The sequence below is a fragment of the Pseudomonas sp. PDM10 genome (assembly GCF_014852295.1).
Classification (GTDB): domain Bacteria; phylum Pseudomonadota; class Gammaproteobacteria; order Pseudomonadales; family Pseudomonadaceae; genus Aquipseudomonas.
Window position 1 is genome coordinate 526,549 of record NZ_JACVBJ010000007.1, and the last position, 19,361, is coordinate 545,909.

The 19,361-nt window shown below is 60.1% G+C and carries 18 protein-coding genes; 7 read left to right on the forward strand and 11 right to left on the reverse strand.

What is annotated here, in order from left to right; translation table 11 throughout:
• Positions 1 to 88: 88 nt before the first annotated feature.
• The 3 genes from IB252_RS25705 to IB252_RS25715 all read right to left on the reverse strand — a co-directional run bounded on the left by IB252_RS25705 (position 89) and on the right by IB252_RS25715 (position 3,290).
• A complete protein-coding gene (locus IB252_RS25705; protein WP_192410700.1) occupies positions 89 to 1,294 on the reverse strand; it encodes a CaiB/BaiF CoA transferase family protein in 1,206 nt (401 codons plus the stop codon).
• Between the two features lies 1 nt (position 1,295).
• Complete coding sequence (locus IB252_RS25710) at positions 1,296 to 2,075, reverse strand: enoyl-CoA hydratase-related protein (RefSeq protein ID WP_192410701.1); 780 nt, start codon at positions 2,073 to 2,075, stop codon at positions 1,296 to 1,298.
• Between the two features lie 75 nt (positions 2,076 to 2,150).
• Positions 2,151 to 3,290, reverse strand: a complete 1,140-nt coding sequence (locus tag IB252_RS25715; RefSeq protein ID WP_134098800.1) for an iron-containing alcohol dehydrogenase — start codon at positions 3,288 to 3,290, stop codon at positions 2,151 to 2,153.
• A gap of 175 nt (positions 3,291 to 3,465) precedes the next feature.
• Between IB252_RS25715 and IB252_RS25720 the strand changes: the two genes are divergently transcribed.
• Both IB252_RS25720 and IB252_RS25725 read left to right on the forward strand, forming a co-directional pair.
• Positions 3,466 to 4,389 (forward strand): LysR family transcriptional regulator, encoded by a 924-nt coding sequence (locus IB252_RS25720; RefSeq protein ID WP_111448777.1) that lies wholly within the window; start codon positions 3,466 to 3,468, stop codon positions 4,387 to 4,389.
• Positions 4,390 to 4,573: 184 nt separating this feature from the next.
• Positions 4,574 to 5,914, forward strand: coding sequence for a PQQ-dependent sugar dehydrogenase (locus tag IB252_RS25725; protein ID WP_192410702.1), 1,341 nt, complete (start codon positions 4,574 to 4,576; stop codon positions 5,912 to 5,914).
• Between the two features lie 16 nt (positions 5,915 to 5,930).
• Here the strand turns inward: IB252_RS25725 and IB252_RS25730 are convergent, their stop codons facing one another.
• Entirely contained in the window at positions 5,931 to 6,299 is a 369-nt protein-coding gene (locus tag IB252_RS25730) for a hypothetical protein (protein WP_192410765.1), read from the reverse strand.
• On the opposite strand from IB252_RS25730, the gene IB252_RS25735 reads away from it, so the two are divergent.
• Positions 6,298 to 7,227 (forward strand): LysR family transcriptional regulator, encoded by a 930-nt coding sequence (locus IB252_RS25735; RefSeq protein ID WP_192410703.1) that lies wholly within the window; start codon positions 6,298 to 6,300, stop codon positions 7,225 to 7,227. The genes IB252_RS25730 and IB252_RS25735 overlap by 2 nt on opposite strands.
• Here the strand turns inward: IB252_RS25735 and IB252_RS25740 are convergent.
• From IB252_RS25740 to IB252_RS25750, 3 genes are all read right to left on the reverse strand, one after another.
• Complete coding sequence (locus IB252_RS25740) at positions 7,220 to 8,203, reverse strand: cyclase family protein (protein ID WP_192410704.1); 984 nt, start codon at positions 8,201 to 8,203, stop codon at positions 7,220 to 7,222. The genes IB252_RS25735 and IB252_RS25740 overlap by 8 nt on opposite strands.
• Before the next feature lie 148 nt (positions 8,204 to 8,351).
• Positions 8,352 to 8,666, reverse strand: coding sequence for an NIPSNAP family protein (locus IB252_RS25745; protein ID WP_046055817.1), 315 nt, complete (start codon positions 8,664 to 8,666; stop codon positions 8,352 to 8,354).
• Between the two features lie 13 nt (positions 8,667 to 8,679).
• Entirely contained in the window at positions 8,680 to 9,846 is a 1,167-nt protein-coding gene (locus IB252_RS25750) for an iron-containing alcohol dehydrogenase (protein WP_192410705.1), read from the reverse strand.
• A gap of 398 nt (positions 9,847 to 10,244) precedes the next feature.
• Between IB252_RS25750 and IB252_RS25755 the strand changes: the two genes are divergently transcribed.
• From IB252_RS25755 to IB252_RS25770, 4 genes are all read left to right on the forward strand, one after another.
• Positions 10,245 to 11,033 carry an SDR family oxidoreductase gene (locus IB252_RS25755; protein WP_192410706.1) on the forward strand — a complete coding sequence of 263 codons (789 nt, stop codon included), beginning with the start codon at positions 10,245 to 10,247 and terminating at the stop codon, positions 11,031 to 11,033.
• Positions 11,034 to 11,371: 338 nt separating this feature from the next.
• Positions 11,372 to 12,685: an MFS transporter gene (locus IB252_RS25760; RefSeq protein ID WP_192410707.1), complete on the forward strand. Its 1,314-nt coding sequence runs from the start codon at positions 11,372 to 11,374 to the stop codon at positions 12,683 to 12,685.
• 16 nt (positions 12,686 to 12,701) lie between these two features.
• Positions 12,702 to 13,820, forward strand: coding sequence for an NAD(P)/FAD-dependent oxidoreductase (locus IB252_RS25765; RefSeq protein ID WP_192410708.1), 1,119 nt, complete (start codon positions 12,702 to 12,704; stop codon positions 13,818 to 13,820).
• Positions 13,821 to 14,069: 249 nt separating this feature from the next.
• On the forward strand, positions 14,070 to 14,666 hold the full coding sequence (locus IB252_RS25770; RefSeq protein ID WP_134098780.1) for a DinB family protein: 597 nt from the start codon (positions 14,070 to 14,072) through the stop codon (positions 14,664 to 14,666).
• Here the strand turns inward: IB252_RS25770 and IB252_RS25775 are convergent.
• From IB252_RS25775 to IB252_RS25790, 4 genes are all read right to left on the reverse strand, one after another.
• Positions 14,587 to 15,507 carry a LysR substrate-binding domain-containing protein gene (locus IB252_RS25775; RefSeq protein ID WP_008156948.1) on the reverse strand — a complete coding sequence of 307 codons (921 nt, stop codon included), beginning with the start codon at positions 15,505 to 15,507 and terminating at the stop codon, positions 14,587 to 14,589. The genes IB252_RS25770 and IB252_RS25775 overlap by 80 nt on opposite strands.
• Before the next feature lie 88 nt (positions 15,508 to 15,595).
• Complete coding sequence (locus IB252_RS25780) at positions 15,596 to 15,958, reverse strand: DUF6124 family protein (protein WP_192410709.1); 363 nt, start codon at positions 15,956 to 15,958, stop codon at positions 15,596 to 15,598.
• Positions 15,959 to 16,296: 338 nt separating this feature from the next.
• Complete coding sequence (locus IB252_RS25785) at positions 16,297 to 18,483, reverse strand: lipase family protein (RefSeq protein ID WP_192410710.1); 2,187 nt, start codon at positions 18,481 to 18,483, stop codon at positions 16,297 to 16,299.
• 11 nt (positions 18,484 to 18,494) lie between these two features.
• Positions 18,495 to 19,286: a hypothetical protein gene (locus IB252_RS25790; RefSeq protein ID WP_192410711.1), complete on the reverse strand. Its 792-nt coding sequence runs from the start codon at positions 19,284 to 19,286 to the stop codon at positions 18,495 to 18,497.
• Positions 19,287 to 19,361 lie beyond the last annotated feature (75 nt).

Below are 19,361 nucleotides of genomic sequence, written 5' to 3' on the forward strand. Positions count from 1 at the left end.
CTGCTCGCGATGGCGGCGTATCAGTCGATACTTATGTCGCCTGACACGGCCTCATCGCGAGCAGGCTCGCTCCCACAGTTTTTGTGCGTTATGCCAGTGCCACCACGGCCTGGGTTCGAATCAGTTCGTCGATTTCATCTTCCGCGTAGCCGCTTTCTTTCAGCACTTCGCGGGTGTGTTCACCGAGCAGCGGGGCATGCCGGCTGGCCGGCGGTGCGGCGTTGTCCATGTCGGAGAAGTGAATCGGCAGGCCCATGCCGCGAACCCGGCCTTCGGTCGGGTGTTGAGTCTCGACGATCATGCCGCGTGCTTCGGTTTGCGGATGAGCCAGTGCCGCGGCGATATCGAGTACCGGCCCGGCAGGCAGGCCGAGGCTGTCGAACAGCACCATCCATTCATCCGTGGTGCGCGCGACCAGGACTTCGTTGAGGATTTCCACCAGGGCCAGGCGGTGCTCCATGCGCAACGCGTTGCTGGCGAAGCGTGGGTCGGCTTTGAGTTGTGGCACGGCGAGCGCCTCGACCAGCCGTTCGTAGTTGGCCTGGTTGGCGGCGCCAATGTTGATCCAGCCGTCTGCGGTGCGGAACACCTGATACGGCGCGCTGGTGGAGTTGGCCGAACCCATCTTCGGCAGGATGGTGCCATCGGCGAAATACGCCGCCGCCGGCCAGTACATCTGTTGCAGACCGGCTTCGAACAGCGAGGTATCGACCATCTGCCCCAGGCCGGTTTTCTGTTTGGCGGCGTAAGCGGCGCAGATGCCGAGGGCGGCGAGGATGCCGGAGTTGATGTCGGCCACTGGCGAACCGGCCTTGACCGGCTCGCGCCCGGCTTCACCGGTCATGCTCATCATGCCGCTCATGCCCTGGGCGATCAGGTCGAAGCCGCCTTTTTCGCCAAACGGGCCACTGCGGCCGTAGCCGGAGATCGCGCAGTAGATCAGCCCTGGATTGAGGGTTTTCAGCGTTTCATAGCCCAGGCCGAATTTCTCCATGGTGCCGGCACGGAAGTTTTCCGTGACCACATCGGCGTCCATCAACAGGCGGCGCAACACGTCGCGCCCGCCCTCGGTTTTCAGGTTCAGGCCAATGCCGCGCTTGTTGCGGTTCACCACCATGAACGAGGCGGATTCACCGCTGGCCATGATCGGTGAGAAGCGGCGCGAATCATCACCGCCCGGGACTTTCTCGACCTTCACCACGTCGGCGCCCATGTCGGCCAGCATCATTCCGCACACCGGGCCGGACATGATGTGAGCCAGTTCTACCACGCGCATTCCTGTCAGCGGTCCCATGTTATTTCCCCTTGAATTGTGGTTTGGCTTTCTCGATGAAAGCGTTCAGACCGATCTGAAAATCTTCGGTGTCGTAGCAGAAGTAACTCGCGTCAATCTGCTCGACGCTGGGGGCAACGCCGGCCTCAAGCTGGCGTGCGGCCTGGCGATGCCAGCGGGCGACGAGGGGCGCTCCGTTGACGATGCGCCTGGCGGTGGCGAGGGTTTCGGACTCGACCTCGGCATCGGGTACGACGCGGGTCACGAGGTTTTTTACGTAGGCGTCATGGGCGTCGAGAATGCGGCCTTCAAGAAGAATCTCCAGGGTGGTCGAGCGTCCGGCCAGCGCCACCAGACCGGCCATTTCGTCATAGGACATGACCAGCCCCAGCTTGCCGACCGGTGCGCCGAAACGACTGGAGGTGCCGCAGATACGCAGGTCGCAGAGTGCGGCGATTTCCAGGCCGCCGCCGACACACACGCCATGGATCATCGCGATCACCGGGTGCGGGCAGTCCACGACGGCACGCATGGCCGCCGAGGTGATCTCGGCATAGATCCGGGCCTGTGCTGCGTTGGCGCGTACGGTCGGAAACTCGCTGACATCGGCGCCGGCGGCGAAGGCTTGCTCGCCGGCACCGCGCAACACGACGCAGCGCACGCTGGCGTCGGCGGACAATTCGGTCATGACATCACCCAGGTCCTGCCACATGGACAAGGTCAGGGCGTTCATTTTCCCCGGGTGGCTGAGGGTGACGGTGGCAAGGCTGTCTTGCCGGTCGATAAGGACGGTGGGCTTCATGATTGTTCCGCTGCCGTCGAATCTCGTTCGACGCTGCGGCTGCCTCCTGATTTATTGTTGTTGGATAGCGGCGGTTTACAAAGACTGCGCAAGCATCGACAGGTAGTCCGCGGACGACGCTTCGCGGGGGTTGGTCTTGTGGCTGTGATCGTGCAAGGCGCCTTCGACGATGCCGGCGAACAGGCTTTCATCGACGCCGATTTCGCTCAGGCGGGTCGGCAGGCCCAGACGGCGGGTCATGTCCTCGATGGCCGTACCGATATTGGCGCCGGCCTCAAGGCCCATGGCATGGCGCAGGCGTTCGAGCTTGCGTTCGTCGCGAACGGTCGGGGCGTTGGCGTTGAAGTCCACGACCGCGGGCAGAAAGATGGCGTTCAAGGTGCCGTGGTGCAGCTTCGGATTGATGCCGCCCAAGGCGTGGGACAGGCTGTGCACGCAGCCCAATCCCTTCTGAAACGCGAGTGCGCCTTGCATCGACGCGCTCATCATGTTCATCCGCGCTTCGCGATCACCGGGTTCGGCGGTGGCGCGCTCGATGTGTTCCCAGGCACGCCACAGGCCGTCGAGGGCGATGCCATCCGCCGCCGGGTTGAAGGCCGGCGCCATGAACGTCTCGATGCAATGAGCGATCGCGTCCATGCCGGTGGCGGCAGTCAGCATCGGTGGCAGGCCCAGGGTCAGTTCCGGGTCGCAGATGGCCACGCGAGGTACCACATAAGGCGAGATTACGCCCACCTTGCGACCATCGTCGAGGATCAGGATGGCGCCTCGACCGACTTCGCTGCCAGTGCCCGCCGTGGTGGGAATGGCAATCAGCGGCGCGGTGGCAGAGGTGATGCGATCCAGCCCGCCTTCGATCACCGCAAAGCTGTGCAGAGGACCGTCGTGCGTGGCGCAGACAGCGACGCCTTTGGCCAGATCGATGGAAGAACCACCGCCGACCGCGATGATGCCGTTGCACTCGCCGAGGTGGTATTGCGCCACGGCTTCACGTACCGCGTGTTCGTTGGGATTGGACGGAGTGGCGTCGAAAATCGAAGGAGGCAGGCTGGCGCCGAGGGCCGCGATGACCTTGTCGACGATGCCGGCATTGCGCACGCCGATGTCGGTGACAATCAGCGGCCGGGTAATGCCCGCGCGCTCGGCTTCGGCGGCGAGATGCTGCAGGCTGTCGTAGCCGAACTGGATCTTGGTGACGTAATTGATGAGGGACATGATTCACCACAAGTTATACAGGATTGTTATTGTTGCAATCGGTCTGCGGCAGGAAGGCTTTCGCTATCTGGTCAAACCCATTGCATTGCCTGGTTGTGGGGTGGACTATAGGGCCGTCGTGGCGAGCCTCGATACTGACAACTTTCGATACCTCTATAACTTTTAGTTAACCCTGATGACGCCCTCACTCAATTCGATCATGTCCCGCCTGCACATCAAGCAGCTGCGCTTGTTGATAGCCCTTGATGAACACGGCTCCTTGCTGGGCGCGGCCAAACAGGTCGCGCTGACCCAGCCCGGCGCCAGTAAAGCCCTGCAAGAAATTGAAACCACCTTCGGCACTTCGCTGTTCACCCGTACTAACCGTGGGCTTGAGCCGAACGATGCCGGACGCTCGGTCATCCGTTACGCACGCTTGATCCAGACCGACCTCGCCCATCTGCGCGAGGAGATCATCGGCATCATGAGCGGCGAGGGCGGACGTGTGTCCGTCGGCACCATCATGGGCGCCGTCCCGCTGCTGACCACCGCGATCAGCCGGGTGATCGCCGACCACCCGAAGCTGTCCATCGAGATCGTCGAGGACACCAGCGCCGCACTGCTCAGCCAGCTGGACGCCGGGCGCCTGGATCTCGCGATCTGCCGCACGACCATCAGCACCACGCCCTACTTGTATGAGAGCGCCACCTTCGTCGAAGAAACCCTGGCGGTAATCGCCAGCACTCAGCACCCGTTCGCCTATGCCCGGCAGCTGTCGCTGAAAGACCTGGTGGATTACCGCTGGGTGGTCTATCGCGCCAACATGCCGATGCGTTTGCTGCTGGAGCGCGAGTTTCACGAGGCTGACCTGCGTTTCCCGGTGCACCTGCTGGAAACCACATCGGCGTTTGCCACCTTGTCGCTGCTTCAGGAAAACCCGACCCTCGTCGCGTTGGTGTCGACCGACGTGGCGAAGTTCTGCTCCGGCTACGGTTTCACCACCACGCTGCCGCTGCCCATCACCTCGCGCAGCGAACCGTATGAACTGGTTTCGCGCAAAGGCGTGCCGGACTCGCCGGCGGCCAGGCTGCTGCGAGAGGCGTTGTTGAACCCCGTTTGAGCTCGGGGCCGGTTGAAACAGGCGCTTGCGATAGTGCCCGGCTTTGGAGGCGCGCATTCGTGCGTTTCAGGCAAATTTGATTTGCGACAGGCGCGGTGTTTGAAACGGGCCCGCGCCGGGATACTTCGCGGGATTTTGCCTGCCCAATAATTGGCCCACGGATGGCCGTTGCGAGGTTAGAACAATGAATGTGTCCAACCGACTTGCGCTCTTGATGACCACTGCTGTGCTGCTCACCGCGTGTGGCGAGTCGTCCAAATTGCCGCCTCAGGCCAGCGTCGGTCCGTCCCCGCAATTGCCTGAACCCACCACCTCGTTGATCCCCACGTTAAAAGTGTCCAAAGCGATCGGCTGGGCCGGTAATGACATGCCCAAGGCACCTGCCGGTTTTAAAGTGACCGCGCTGGCCGAAAACCTCTATCACCCGCGCTGGGTGTACACGCTGCCCAACGGCGATGTCCTGGTTGCCGAGAGCAACCACCCGCCGATGCCGGAAGGCGCGACTGACGGTGGCACCGGGCCGATCGCCTGGGCAAAACGCACCGTCATGGGTGTTGTGATGGGCCGTATCGGCGCTGATGCACCCAGCGCCAATCGCATTACCTTGTTGCGCGATGCCGACGGTGATGGCCACGCGGAAGTGCGGAAGGTCTTCATGACTGGCCTCGCTTCGCCGTTTGGCATGGCGTTGGTGGGCAATGAATTGTTTATTGCCAATGCCGATGCACTGGTCAAGGTGCCGTACAACGCGGGTCAGACCGAGGTGAATGCGACGCCGGTGAAAGTGACCGATCTGCCCGCAGGCATTAATCACCACTGGACCAAGAATGTCATCGCCAACCCTGAAGGGACCAAGCTGTACGTCACGGTGGGTTCCAACAGTAACGTCGGCGAGAACGGCCTCGATGCGGAAGAAGGGCGCGCAGCGATTTGGGAGGTAGACGTTAAAAGCGGCAGCAAACGTCTGTTTGCCAGCGGCCTGCGCAACCCCAACGGACTGGCCTGGAAGCCCGGTTCGAGCCAATTGTGGACGGTGGTCAACGAGCGCGACGAAATCGGCAGCGACCTTGTGCCGGATTACCTGACGTCGGTGCAGGACGGTGCGTTCTACGGCTGGCCGTGGAGCTATTACGGCGCCCATGTTGACACCCGTGTCGAGCCGCCGCGTCCGGACCGGGTGGCCAAGGCGATCGCGCCGGATTATGCGCTGGGTACCCACGTCGCACCGTTAGGCCTGACGTTCTCTGATGCCCGAGGCATGCCCGCCAATTTCGCCAATGGGGTTTTTGTCGGTGAACATGGCTCTTGGAACCGTAACCCCCAGGCCGGTTACAAAGTGGTGTTCATTCCCTTCAGCGACGGCAAACCCTCGGGGCTGCCGGTGGACTTCCTGACTGATTTCCTCAATGCCGACGGCGAAGCGCAAGGGCGTCCGGTGGGCGTCACGCTTGACCAGAGCGGCGCGTTGTTGGTGGCCGATGATGTCGGGAACAAGGTTTGGCGTATCGCAATCGCCAAACCCTAGAGATGGGGTAGGCCAGTTAGATGGATGCTGGATGAGCGACCGTCATCGCGAGCAGGCTCACACCCACATTGGTTTTATGTTGTTCACAAGATTTGTGGCCGACACCGGTCCCTGTGGGAGTGAGCCTGCTCGCGATGGCGTCGGATCTGGCGCAGTGCAAAAACATGTTTACTGACGACTGTTTAAAGACACTCGGTGTTACGTCATAAGCGGCTACAACACCTTGCTCTTCACCTTCAGCGCCGCCCAGGCCGTAGATACTGAAAAAAAATAGTTCATGTTCGTGCTGGGCCAGCCGCTGTACAAGGGCTCGACCCAGGTCAACATCAACCCGGTCGCCATTCGCTGAAAAACAACGTTCCTTGAATCGAGAACACACGGACATGGTTCCTTCCCTTTGCAGCATCGCTGCACGCTTGCGCCTCAAACAACTGCGTTTGCTGATCGCACTGGATGAGCGCGGCTCGTTGCACAAGGCTGCCGAGAAGATTTCGATTTCCCAGTCCGGCGCCACCAAGGCGTTGGGTGAAGTTGAATCGTTGCTCGGCATGCCGCTGTTCGAACGCCAGCCCAAAGGTCTGGTGGCCAACGAAATGGGCCGTTGCATGATTCGTTATGCGCGGCTGATCTACAGCGATGTCGAGCACCTTCGCGAAGAAATGCTCAGCATCATGCAAGGCCAGGGCGGGCGGCTCTCGGTGGGGGTGATCATGGGGGCGGTGCCGTTGCTGACCCGTGCCCTGACCGAGTTGCGCCTCAAGCAGCCGGAGCTGTCGGTGGAACTGGTGGAAAACACCAGCGCCACGTTGCTCGGGTTGCTGGATCAGGGACGGCTGGACTTGGCGATTTGTCGCACCAGCGTCGGCCAGCGTTCGGATGCCTATGACTTCATCGAACTGAGTGAAGAACCCTTGGCGGTGGTCGCCAGCAAGGACCATCCGCTGGCCAGCGCCGAGTCTTTGCAGCTGTCGCAGTTGAGCGAGTACCGCTGGGTGGTCTATCCCAAGGACATGCCGATGCGTCAGACCCTGGAACGTGAGTTGAATGAGGCAGGGCTGGGAACTCCCCGGTATCCGCTGGAAACCTCGTCGATTTTTGCCACCATTTTATTGGTGCAACAGGATCCGACCTTGTTAGCGGTGATCCCGGTGGAAGTGGCCAGGTTCTGCGAACAACACGATTTGCTGGTGAAACTGCCCGTGTCGATGCGTGCATTGATCGAGCCTTACGGCGTGATCAGCCGGGCCGGCGCCGATCTTTCCCCGGCGGCGACCTTGCTGATCAACGAATTGCAGCAGGACCTGATTACTTGATCACGATCGGATTGACCGGTGCACCCGTGCCGCCAACGACCTTCAACGGCGCCGCGGTATAGAGAAACTGCCACTGGCCGTCTTCAGCGCAATCACTTGCCAGAGCATCAAGCATCGCCACTTCGGTGAAGGTCACGCCGAGGTTGCGCATCAAGGCATTGTGCAGCGGAATCAGCACGCCTGAGGCGGGGTCGACAGCCACTTCGTTGGCCATGGTGTCGGTCACCAGGTTGGGGATTTCCATCTGGTGAAACCATTCCACCAGCTCGGGGCTGAAGGTCAGTCCCGGCTCGGCGAAGTCCTTGTAGAACTCCTCCGGCTCGCGCTCATAGAACGAACCGATCCAACCCGTGCGGATGATCAGGATGTCGCGCTTCTGGATCTCGATGCCCTGGGCTTTGGCTGCGGCCAGCAGGTCCAGGTGATTGAAGGTTTCGCCCTTGTCCAGCACTGACTTGCCGCGATAGCGGGCCATGTCGATCAGTACCGCACGCCCGACAATCCCGCGCTCGGCAATCGGCAGGATGCTGGCCTTGTCCATGCTGCCGATGGTGCTCATGGCGTCGTAGCCATTCCACAGTTTGTTGTCGTGCCAGACGTGGCCGAGGGCGTCGTATTGGGTCGAGCCTTGCAGGTGCATGAAGATCACGTCGTCGGCGTATTCCACATGGCCGTCGAAGTGGCTTTTGCCGGCCAGGAAATGGCCCTTGTCCAGCACGTTGACCCGCATCGACGGACGTCGGCCGGGCCACAACGGTTCGCCTTTGGGGTGGCCGATCTGCACTTGCAGGGTGAAGGTCTTGCCCTGGCGGACCGAGGCGATACCCCGAAGGATTTCTGCACTTTGCAGGTAATTCAGGGCGCCGACCTCATCGTCCGGCCCCCATTTGCCCCAGTTGGTCGGCAGGCCTTCGAGCAAGGCTTTGATATCGGGAGAACGGTCAGCGGCGGTGTTATTGGAATTGTGGTCGCACATGAGGTTGTCCTTGGGTTTGGCAGCCGCAACCACCCCTGTAGGAGCAAGGCTTGCCCGCGATGGCGGTGAGTCAGCAACGATGATGTCGACTGACACTCCGCCATCGCGGGCAAGCCTTGCTCCTACAGAGGAAGGTGTCGGCTGGGGATTATTTGATCGGGGAGAAGTCGGCTGCGATCAGCAGTTTCGATTCCATCTTTTCCAGCATCGGGAACGCCTTCGGCACGAAGCCTTCAAGCCAGTCCGGGTCTTGATACAGCGCCGCGCGCTTCTTGATCCGGTCATCGAGACTCTCGTAGGCCCAGATGTGGATGACCTGATTCAGCTCGCCGATTTCGGTGTACCACCAGCCCACCAACGTGGTGTAGCGGGAGATCACCGGCAGGCCGGTTTCCTCGAAGTGCTTGAGGTAGGTCTGCATTTTTCCGATTTGAATCGTGTAGGTGCGCATTTCGTAAAACATGGGTGTCGTCTCTTCAGGAGTGAATGCCGTGCCAGGCGTTGCTGATGATTCGTTCGATGTCGGCGGCGGTGGTCAGGCGTGGATTGACCAGCACGTTGCCGCTGCGCATCGAGTCGCTGACCATTTGCGGCATGTAGTCGAGGTTCACGCCCAGGTCCTTGATGTTGTCGGGAATGCCGATGGCCTTGTTCAACGCCACCACGTGTTCCACCACTTTGTACCCGGCGCGGGCAACGCTCAGGCCATCGACGTTCTCGCCCATGGCCATGGCGATTTCACGAAACAGCTCTGGGCAGGCCGCCAGGTTGTATTCGATGACGTAGGGCAGCAGCGTCGCGTTGGCGATGCCATGGGGAATGTTGAACACGCCGCCGAAGGTGTGGGAGATCGCGTGCACGTTGCCCAGTTTCGATTGAGCGAACGCGACGCCGGCGAGGAACGAACCGAGCAGCATCTGTTCCCGTGCGTGCAGGTCGGAGCCGCAGAAAAACGCTTTCGGCAGGTGGGTGCAGATCATCTTGATCGCTTGCAGCGCCAGGGCCTGGCTGACCGGGTTGGCCTGCTTCGACACGTAGGATTCGATGGCGTGAGTCAACGCGTCCATGCCCGTGGCCGCGGTGATCGATGGCGGCAGTTTGAGCGTCAGTTCGGCGTCGAGAATTGCCAGTTTCGGAAAAAGCGCCGGGCTGATGATCACGGTCTTGAACAGGGTTTTGGTGTTGGTGAAGACCGTGGAGGCCGTGCATTCGCTGCCGGTGCCGGAGGTGGTTGGAATGGCAAAGACCGGCAGAGGCGGGTGCAGCAGTTTGTCGTAGCCTTCGTAGTCGAGGATGTTGCCGGGGTTGGTGGCCATGGCCGCCACACCTTTGGCGGTGTCGATGCTGCTGCCGCCCCCGACGCCGATTACCGAATCGCAGTCGTGGTTTTTCAGGAACGCCACGGCGCGTTCCAGCACGTCGGTGGTGGGGTTGGGTTCTACGCCGGAGAACACTTCGTAGTGAATGTCACTGTCGGCCAACGAGGCGAAAAAACCTTCCATCACGCCCGACGCCATCAGCCCTTCGTCGGTGACCACCAGCAGTTTTTTTCGAACATGCGGCTTGAGCAGCGCACCGGCCTGACGCACCAGGCCGTTGCCGCTTTTCAGGGTCGTGGGGAAGTAAAACTGGAACGGGTTCATGTGTGTCTCCGGTTCTTATTGGTCTGGAGACAGTAATAAGCGCGGGTGGCGGCTGATAATGAAAAGGTCTGATCTGGGGATCACTGTTTGTCATCACTTGTCGGAAGGGGTGTGCCGGCTTCAAGATCCACCCCTCATCGGAACGCCGCCCGCCCATCCCTCTCCCCACGGGGGAGAGGGGGAAAGGGAGCCGATCTCCATGCTTTTCAAACCGCGAGTTCGACTTGATATCTCAGGTCGCAATATTCCGGACAAACACCGCGATCAGTCCTCTCTCCCCCCGGGAGAGGGCTAGGGTGAGGGCTGGTTCCGAAGCCTGGTGCGACGTCCAGAAACACCACGTCCTCACCCTAAACGCACGCAGTCTTCCTCAACTCACAACCAACAGGAGCACCATCATGGATTTGGCTATTTCGGGTCGCTGGGCCATCGTCTGCGCCGCAAGCAAAGGGCTGGGGCTGGCCTGTGCGCGAGCCTTGGCGAAGGAGGGCGTCAATCTGGTGATCAACGCTCGTGGCAATGAAACCTTGCAGGCCGCGGCCGAAGAATTGCGCAACCTGGCACCGAGCATCGAAGTGCGCACGGTGGCTGGGGACATCAGCACGCCTGCGGTGCGTGAGCAGGTGTTGGCGGCGTGTCCGCAGGTGGACATTCTGGTCAATAACGCTGGCGGTCCGCCGCCGGGTGACTTCCGTGACTGGCAGCGCGAAGACTGGTTGAAAGCGCTGGACGCCAACATGCTCACGCCCATCGAGCTGATCAAGGCCTGCGTCGATGGCATGGCCGAGCGCGGGTTCGGGCGCATCGTCAACATCACCTCTGGCGCGGTGAAGGCGCCGATCGATGTGCTGGGCCTGTCCAACGGCGCCCGCAGCGGGCTGACCGGTTTCATCGCCGGGCTCGCGCGTCAGTCGCGTCTGGCCGGGCATAACGTCACCATCAACAACCTGCTGCCAGGCCCGTTCGAGACTGAGCGCCTGCACAAAACCCTGAGTGCCGCCGCCGAAGCCAACAGCACCACGGTCGAGAGCATCAGCGAGCAGCGCCGCCAGCACGTGCCGGCCCAGCGTTTCGGTCAGCCCGACGAGTTCGGCGCCTATTGCGCGTTCATCTGCAGCGCCCACGCCGGTTTCCTCACCGGGCAAAACCTGTTGCTGGACGGTGGTAGTTACCCCGGTACGTTCTGATTTTTTGGGGGGATGACATTCGGTGATCCCCCAATCAGATCCCCTCATTATTCAGCTGTCGGGTGCGTGATTAGAGTGAGGTGGCTTGCCCAATGTCAGTCAGCCAAGACGCAGAACCTGTGGGAGCGAACTGTGGTGAGGGGATTTATCCCCGTTCGGCTGCGAAGCAGTCGTCAATCCGGACAAACCGGTCTGTCTGAACGGACGCGGGGGCCGCTTCGCGACCCAACGGGGATAAATCCCCTCACCACAGTTCGCTCCCACAGGGATTGCGGTGTTCAGAACCTTGGCTGACAGGTATTGGGTCGCTTGCATCCACAACAATAAGAGCGCCCCTCATGAACATTCCGAGTGCCGAAACCCTGCGGCTGACCGCTGCGTCTGCCACCGAGCGCCCGACCAGCGTGCGCTGGCGGATCTTCCTCATCATGTTGCTGCTGACCGCGATCAACTACATCGACCGCGCTTCGCTGTCGGTGGCCTTGCCGCTGATTTCCAGTGAGTTCCAGATTCCGCCAGCGCTGGAAGGCTTGATGCTCAGCGCGTTTTTCTGGTCCTACGCGTTGATGCAGATTCCCGGTGGCATGCTGCTGGATCGTTTCCAGACCCGCCGTGTGATCGTCATCGCGACCGTCGCCTGGGGCGCCTTTCAGGCTCTGGCCGCCGGCGCGCACAACTGGATCACGCTGCTGATCACCCGCATGGGCCTGGGCATTGCCGAGTCGCCGATCATGCCCGCCGGTGCCAAGCTCAATGGCGCCTGGCTGACCCCTAACGAACGCGGACGCGGCGCAGTGCTGGTCGATGGCGGTGCACCGCTGGGCAGTGCCTTCGGCGCGATCATCATTGCCGGCCTGATCGGCTGGTTCGACTCCTGGCGTATCGCCTTCGTGATCGCCGGCATCGGCACCATGCTCGCCGGCGTGCTGGCCTGGAAATACATCCGCAACCATCCCAGCGAACACCCTGGGGTGAATGCTGCGGAACTGGCGCACATCACCGAGGGCAATACCAAAGTCAGCCAACCCGGAGCGGTCACCAGTGTTCCTTTCACGGAGCTGCTCAAGGATCGTTCGGTGCTGGCGATGTTCGCCGGTTATTGCTGCATTCTCAGTGTGTTCTACGGTTTGTTGACCTGGATGCCGAGCTACCTGCACCAGACCCACGGCCTGAACATTTCGAGCATGGGCGGGGCGACGTTCCTGATCTTCATGTGCGGTTTTGTCGGCGAGCTGGTCGGCGGTTATCTGGGGGATAAATGGAAGTCCAGCGGCGCTTCGCCCAATCTGGTGATGCGTAGCATGTTCAGCGGTTCGGCGCTGGTGGCGGCCCTGTGCATGCTGGCGGTGGCGTATGCGAGCGAGGCCAGCAAAGCGATCGGCTTGCTCTGCGTGGCGATGTTTTTCATTCGCTGGTGCGGCATGTACTGGTGCATTCCGTCGATCCTCGGCGGCACCTCGAAAACCGGCGTATTGGCCGGCACCATGAACTTCTGCGGGAACATGGCCGGGGTGATCGTGCCGATCCTGATCGGGCTGATCGTGCAGTTCACCGGGTCGTACTTCCTGGTGCTGATCTTCTTCGTGGTCATGGCCATGCTGCTGGCGATATTCTCCAGCCTGATCGATTATCGGGAACGAGGGCTGGCGTGAAAGGAGCGGAGGGCAGGTGAGCGTCGATATCGAATGCGTGGTGGTCGGGGCCGGAGTGGTCGGGCTGGCGGTCGCCAGAGCCCTGGCCCGCAGCGGGCGGGACGTGATCCTGGTCGAGGCGGGCGAGGGCATTGGGGTGGGCATCAGCTCGCGCAATTCGGAAGTGATCCACGCCGGCATTTACTACCCGAGCGGCAGCCTCAAGGCGCAAGTGTGCGTGGAGGGCAAGCAACGCCTTTACGCCTTTTGCGATGAGCGCGGCGTCGGTTATCGGCGCCTGGGCAAGCTGATCGTCGCCACGGATGACGCTCAGTGCGCGGCCTTGCAGAAGTTGCTGGAGCAGGGCCGGCGCAATGGCGTCGATGACCTGCAATGGCTGGACGCCGAACAGGCGCGGGAGCTTGAACCGGCAGTGTCCTGCGTCGCTGCGCTCTGGTCGCCGTCCACCGGGATCGTCGATTCCCATGCCCTGATGCTGGCGCTTCAGGCGGATGCGGAGGCCAGCGGCACGTCGCTGGTTTTTCATACGCCGTTGGCGTCGGCCCGTTGCACCGAGCAAGGTTTCGAACTGCAGATGGGCGGTGCCCAACCGATGACCTTGAGCTGCCGTGAGTTGATCAATTGCGCCGGATTGTTTGCGCCTGAGGTGGCGAGCCGGATTGAAGGCTTGCCGTCGCAGCACGTTCCAACTGCCCGGCTATGCAAGGGCAGCTATTTCAGTTTCAGCGGTCGGGCGCCGTTCCGGCATCTGGTGTATCCGGCCCCGGAAAGTGCGGGGCTGGGCGTGCACATGACGCTGGATCTGGGCGGCCAGGCGCGCTTCGGGCCGGACGTCGAATGGGTCGATCAGGTCGATTATCGTGTGGATCCACGCCGAGCCGATGGCTTCTACGAGGCGATCCGGCGCTACTGGCCGGGATTGCCCGATAACAGCCTGCAACCGGCTTACAGCGGAATCCGCCCGAAAATCACCGGGCCGACCGAACCGGCGGCTGACTTTGTCATCAGTGGCCCGGCCGAGCATGGTGTGCCGGGGCTGGTGAACCTGTTCGGAATCGAGTCACCAGGGTTGACCAGTTGCCTGGCGTTGGCCGATCGGGTAACGACGATATTAGCCACACCGCGACCGGTGTAGCAGGCTGCTTTGTGGCGAGGGGATTTATCCCCGTTCGGCTGCGAAGCAGTCGTGAAATTAGACAACGCGGTGTATCAGATAGATCGTGCATTCAGGTTTTACGACTGCTTCGCAGCCGAACGGGGATAAATCCCCTCACCACAACGCAGCTGCTACACAGGTCGCGAAGTGACCGGTAATCAGCGTTTGCAATGCCGCTCGCCCTGAGGGCTATGCTTGGCAGTGCGCCCATCACAAGGGAGACCTGCGATGATTAACGTACGCACTGCCCGCATGCTTGCCGATTACAAACGCTGGGCCAATCAACGCCTCTTTGACAGCCTGGCCGCACTGCCACCGGGTGAGGTCAATAAAGAGCGCGTGTCGGTGTTCAAGAACATGATCGGCACCCTGAACCACATCTACGTGGTGGACTGCATCTGGCGAGCCCACCTCGAAGGCCGAGGGCACGGCTTTAAAACTTCACACGATCTGCTGCACCCCGAACTCGCCGAGCTGCGCCTGGCGCAAAAGGACATCGATCACTGGTACTGCGACTGGAGCGAACGGCAGACCGATGCCTCGCTGGATAAACCCGTGGAGTTTAGCTTTGTCTCGGGGGAAAGCGGCATCATGAGCGCCGGCGCGATACTGATGCATGTGGTCAACCACGCCAGTTATCACCGCGGCTGGGTGATCCAGATGTATTTCGAGATCCCGGTCATGCCACCGGTCACTGATCTGCCGGTATACCTGCGCGAGACCGACCCCGCTGCTTTCCAATCGATTAATGCCCCGGCAGCGGCGCCGACATGTGTTGGGCTATTCGCGAGCGCAACCAACGTTCTGCCGGATCGTTATCGTTGACCCCGTTCCAGACCATGGACAGTTCGGACAGCACGATGTCAAACGGCGGGTCGTCGGCCCGCAGCTGACTGCTGCCTTCAATCAGCGCGCACGCCGCGTAGTCCGGCACCGTGGCCAGCATATCGGTGCCGGCCAGCAAGGCGCGCAGGCCGGCGAACTGCGGCACCGCCAGCACCACCCGGCGTGAGCGGCCGATACGTGCGAGGTCGTTGTCGATGGCCCCGGTCAAATCCCCGGAAAACGACACCAGCGCATGCGGACGTTCGCAGTATTCATCCAGGGTCAGGGTGCCGGGGCGATTGTCGCCACGCAGGATCTTCACGCTCAGGTCACGCAACTTCTTGCGCTTGGCGTTGGCCGGCAGTTCCGTGGTGTAGCTGATCCCGACGGAAATTTCCCCGCTGGCCAGCATCGACGACATCAGCAGGAAATTCACCCGCCGCACCACCACCACAACGTTCTGCGCCTCTTCGCGTATTTGCTTGAGCAGCGGCGGAAACAGGCCGAACTCGGCGTCGTCGGACAGGCCGATGCGAAACACATCGCGGCTGGTGGACGGGTCGAAATCCTTGGCCCGGCTGACCGCGCCGGAGATGGTGTCCATCGCCGGCTGCAATTCCTTGAGGATCGCCAATGCGCGCTGGGTCGGCTCCAGCACCCGACCGTTACGCACCAGCAGCGGGTCGTCGAACAGGTCGCGCAACTTGGCCAGTGAGGCACTGACGGCGGGCTGACCGAGAAACAGCTTCTCCCCGGCCCGGGTCAGGTTCTTTTCGAACATCAGGGTTTCGAAAATCACCAGCAGGTTCATGTCGACGCGGCGCAGGTCGTTGCGGTTCATGCGGGGTTACTCGCAGGATTTCGGGGTCTTTTCAGTAAAGCACCAAACCCGTGGCGATGAGGCAAGCTCCTCGCCACGGGGTTAGGGGCTACTCCGGCGGGTCGAGTTGATCCAGCACCCGATTTACCGCGAGTTCACCCAGCATGATGACTTGCGCAATGCCCAGCAGGGAGTGGCGACTCGGCCCGTCCATATGATCCGCCAGATTCATGGTCATGACATTGGCCGAGGCCAGCGATTCGCACGCATGGGCCAGCAAGGTTTCGGTATCGAGCTCTGGATTGACGATGAACAGGGTGCTGGGTGTGCGTGGCGTGGCTTTGATGTGGGCAGCCAGTTTGAGGTAGTGGTCGAGGGCGCGATCGGCGGCTTCGTGGAGTTTTTTGGAGTCGAGGGAAGCGTAGGGGGAAACATCGTCGGTTTCCGGGGGATTGGGTGTGGCTTTGAACATAGTGGTGCTCCTTGATTAGTGGAGCTGCGACCGTCCGCGGTCAAACGAATAAGGTGGCAGCTGTACGCGGGTTGACCGACCGGAAATCAAGGTATCCGGCACACCCGGAGGTGTCCCGCGCACAGCCACCGCAAAAAGCCTGAACTTCTCTTGGGCATGTGCACGCCTTGATTGACTCGGACGGTCAAATCCGGACGCTGAATTGGCAGCGACCGGCAAACGATAGAACCCAGGCCCAAGGCGCACAAGCCGGCGGATTCTGGCGTAACTGTAGGCAATGACGCAAGGCGCTGTAGCTTTCGCGAAGTAACCTGGAAAGCTTTTAAACAAGGGAATGTTTAACAGATCGAATCGATATCCAGCGTATACGGCGCCCCGATGGTATGCCCATAGATCGAACCCATCAGCGCGTCCTGATCCGGGTCCACCGGCGCCATGGCCAGTGGGTTCTTGACCTTGTTCTCAGGATGCGCCAGCCAACGATCGACGTTTTTCGTCAGCTCCTCGGGCTGTTCTGACAGCGATCCGTAAAGCGCTTGTGCGCTAATCCTCTGAGGATGAATGCTTTTCAGGCGTGCGACTGTGGTCTCAATCTTGCTTTTTTCAAGGCTGAGTGCGCGGATGTTGTTCTCCTGGGTGCGAGCGTAAGCCTGCGAACGCCCTCTTAAATCACGTTCTATCTCACGCAGCTGACTGGTGATTAGTGCCAGTGAGCCCTCGACCCAATTAAACTCGCTATCAGCGATCCGCGTCAGTTTCTCATCGTGCGCCTGCTTCCACCGCAGCAGAACCGCCCAACACGCCGGAACATACCCACTGGTCATCAAATGATTCCCGGCCTGGAGGATCTGCGCCAGCAAAGGCGGCCGATGTGGCAGCCCGTTTTTCTGCTGAATCGCCAAGGAGCATGCCGCATGTTGGGTGATGGTGTCGCAGCCGGGTTCCCACAGGATCGCGGACTTTTTCCCACGCTCAAACTCTACCGGCATGAAGTGCTGCAACTTGCCATGGTGATCGTAGGGCTCGCCCGTCCAGTTCGTGATGCCCGCAAAGAACACCGACAGACCGGCCGGCACGTTGGCAAACGTCAAGGCCAACCCCGCCCCGAACACACCGGCCTTGGTGTCCATCCAGGTGCCTGGCACGCTCGGCACCGGGTCGTTGTGGTTGACGATGCGGTGATGCACCAGGTCCTTCGCGCCTGCGACGAAGTTGGCATCGCCCGCGCGGGGGGCGCCGTAGGTGTAGAGCTGGAGGGTGTAGTCCTCAGTTCTGCGACGCAGCATTTCCGAGAGTATCAATGCAACTGCGCCACCGAGGCTGTGGCCGCAGATGATGAGCTTTTGCCCGGTATAAAATTTTTCAAGGTATTTAACGGTGAATTCGTAGGCAATCTGTGCGGATTCGTAAAAACCTCGATGCACTTTGCTGTCGGTGCCTTCAAACGGTACTTGGAACGCATCGGCATCGCGCAGCCCATCCGCGATAAGTTCGTAGGTGCCACGTACCGCGATCAAGATCAGTTCGTCATTGTGGGTAATGAAGGCCTGGGTGTCGGTCGCCTTAGCACCAAGTACTCTGTCATCAAGAAAGTGAATTTTCTCAGGGTCTTCCTGATCGGCACTTTGATGAGGCTTGTTGACGTTATAAAGGTCTGGATCGAATGGCACGATTTCCAGTCGCTTGGAGTACGGAACATCCTCATACAGCGGGTAGAAAGCTTTGGTTTGCGCCGCATCGACACGCCAGAGTTCATCGGACTTCGCCAATGCATCCCCAAACCAGTTTCCAACGCTGGGTTGGAGAGGGAATGACACTGGACCTGTTTCGATGGGGCGTTTTTCAGGTTTCATGCCAAACGGGCAGTAGCTAAGGGTAGCCATTAGCGCGAGCTGGTAGAGATTCAACGCACAAAACTCGGGGCTGGTCGACAACATGGGCCGCAACGCTCGCAAAGGCCGTACTTCCAGTACGGTATGTTTGAGCGGCATTAGTGCAATGCCGAGCTTCCCATGTTCACCCATGATTCTGGCCCGATTCGGGCTATGCGGATAATGACGGTAGACCTCAGGCGGCAGGTGTGAAGCATGTTCGACCAGGTGGCGTACTTCGATTTGATAAAACTCGTCCGCGCACGCTTTCGCGGGGTTCTCTTTAGTGCGAGTTGAGTCCTTATTCAGGTAGTGTGTTTGCTCGGCGCGAACTTGGAGTTCGGTGATTTTTAAGCCGTAATGAGGCCTGGCCTGTAAATACGCATAGTTTTTTTCGGGACCTTCGTACTGTTGGTTGAGCAGAATTGCCGCAGGCCCCGCAAAGTGATTTGTAATTGTGGCCTTCCCAGTTATGTCCAGGTGGCCACTATAGCTAAGACCTTCCGAGTCGATCGCTGTAAAAGCCAATCCAGCGTACGGTTCACCTGATCCGGATTCGTCAACCAACTGGAAACTAGTATTTTTGACTTGTTTCGGGCAGGCAAGCACGCGATTGCTCAACCGTGACTCCATCTCTTTTTCCAATGATGTCATGTCAATATTCCTTATTCGGTGCAGCCCGGATAAATAGTGCAGGTGCGTCCATCGACCATTTGAAACGTGCTGAAATCTTCGTGATTTCCGAAGCAAAACGCGTATTGGTCTTCAAAGTTATCGCCCATACAGCGCTTCCAGCCGTCAGGTACCTTGACCCAAGTATCTTTAATGGCCGGCCGTTCCGTACCGGCCAACTTGATCTTCATCTTCACGGTCTTACCTGGAAGCTGATCGAGGGTGTAAGCCGAAAAGGGATGGCCTCGGTCCAGCTCGCCATTTGCCTCAGCTGACTTGCAGTCAAGAATTTTGCGGAGGATGCGAGGCTTACCCGAGGTGCGGAACAGCCACTGACAGTGGCCATAAAAAGTACTCTCGCCAGCTTCGTTGAAGCTGCTTTTGTACTTTTCCTCCAGCTCATTGGTGATTACGACTGTGGCGAAATCTCCACCGAAATCGCCTCGTTCTTTGCCGTAAGAGGAATTGATGTCCAGCTTGATGCGCGATATGACCAGCAGACAGCCGCTTACCGTCCGATAGATGGCAATTTCAGAGTTCGGCGTGTAACTTTCACGCCACTTCATGTTGTACCCAACGGCCGTATTCCTGCCCCCCGGCACGGTGCAGGTTTCGCCTTTGGCCGGCACATACTCCGCGATAGCCTTATAGGCAAAGTTGGAAGGTAAATCGGCGGTGAAAGTGAATGTCTCAGTCTGTTGGGCGAAACTAGCAGACGCCGCGAGTGCGAATCCTAGGGCCGAAATTCTAAGCAGCGACTTCGTCTGTAAATTTGTTGGTTTCATAGGGTAACGTCCTTATTAGCGCCGCTCGGGCAGATGAATTGAGCCGAGTAGCTTTCCTTCCGACTCCTACAACGT

Coding starts and splice junctions, on each gene's coding strand:
- IB252_RS25705 (WP_192410700.1), bottom strand. CDS start 1,294: ATGGGACCGCTGACAGGAATGCGCGTGGTAGAACTGGCTCACATCATG.
- IB252_RS25710 (WP_192410701.1), bottom strand. CDS start 2,075: ATGAAGCCCACCGTCCTTATCGACCGGCAAGACAGCCTTGCCACCGTC.
- IB252_RS25715 (WP_134098800.1), bottom strand. CDS start 3,290: ATGTCCCTCATCAATTACGTCACCAAGATCCAGTTCGGCTACGACAGC.
- IB252_RS25720 (WP_111448777.1), top strand. CDS start 3,466: ATGACGCCCTCACTCAATTCGATCATGTCCCGCCTGCACATCAAGCAG.
- IB252_RS25725 (WP_192410702.1), top strand. CDS start 4,574: ATGAATGTGTCCAACCGACTTGCGCTCTTGATGACCACTGCTGTGCTG.
- IB252_RS25735 (WP_192410703.1), top strand. CDS start 6,298: ATGGTTCCTTCCCTTTGCAGCATCGCTGCACGCTTGCGCCTCAAACAA.
- IB252_RS25730 (WP_192410765.1), bottom strand. CDS start 6,299: ATGTCCGTGTGTTCTCGATTCAAGGAACGTTGTTTTTCAGCGAATGGC.
- IB252_RS25740 (WP_192410704.1), bottom strand. CDS start 8,203: ATGTGCGACCACAATTCCAATAACACCGCCGCTGACCGTTCTCCCGAT.
- IB252_RS25745 (WP_046055817.1), bottom strand. CDS start 8,666: ATGTTTTACGAAATGCGCACCTACACGATTCAAATCGGAAAAATGCAG.
- IB252_RS25750 (WP_192410705.1), bottom strand. CDS start 9,846: ATGAACCCGTTCCAGTTTTACTTCCCCACGACCCTGAAAAGCGGCAAC.
- IB252_RS25755 (WP_192410706.1), top strand. CDS start 10,245: ATGGATTTGGCTATTTCGGGTCGCTGGGCCATCGTCTGCGCCGCAAGC.
- IB252_RS25760 (WP_192410707.1), top strand. CDS start 11,372: ATGAACATTCCGAGTGCCGAAACCCTGCGGCTGACCGCTGCGTCTGCC.
- IB252_RS25770 (WP_134098780.1), top strand. CDS start 14,070: ATGATTAACGTACGCACTGCCCGCATGCTTGCCGATTACAAACGCTGG.
- IB252_RS25775 (WP_008156948.1), bottom strand. CDS start 15,507: ATGAACCGCAACGACCTGCGCCGCGTCGACATGAACCTGCTGGTGATT.
- IB252_RS25780 (WP_192410709.1), bottom strand. CDS start 15,958: ATGTTCAAAGCCACACCCAATCCCCCGGAAACCGACGATGTTTCCCCC.
- IB252_RS25785 (WP_192410710.1), bottom strand. CDS start 18,483: ATGACATCATTGGAAAAAGAGATGGAGTCACGGTTGAGCAATCGCGTG.
- IB252_RS25790 (WP_192410711.1), bottom strand. CDS start 19,286: ATGAAACCAACAAATTTACAGACGAAGTCGCTGCTTAGAATTTCGGCC.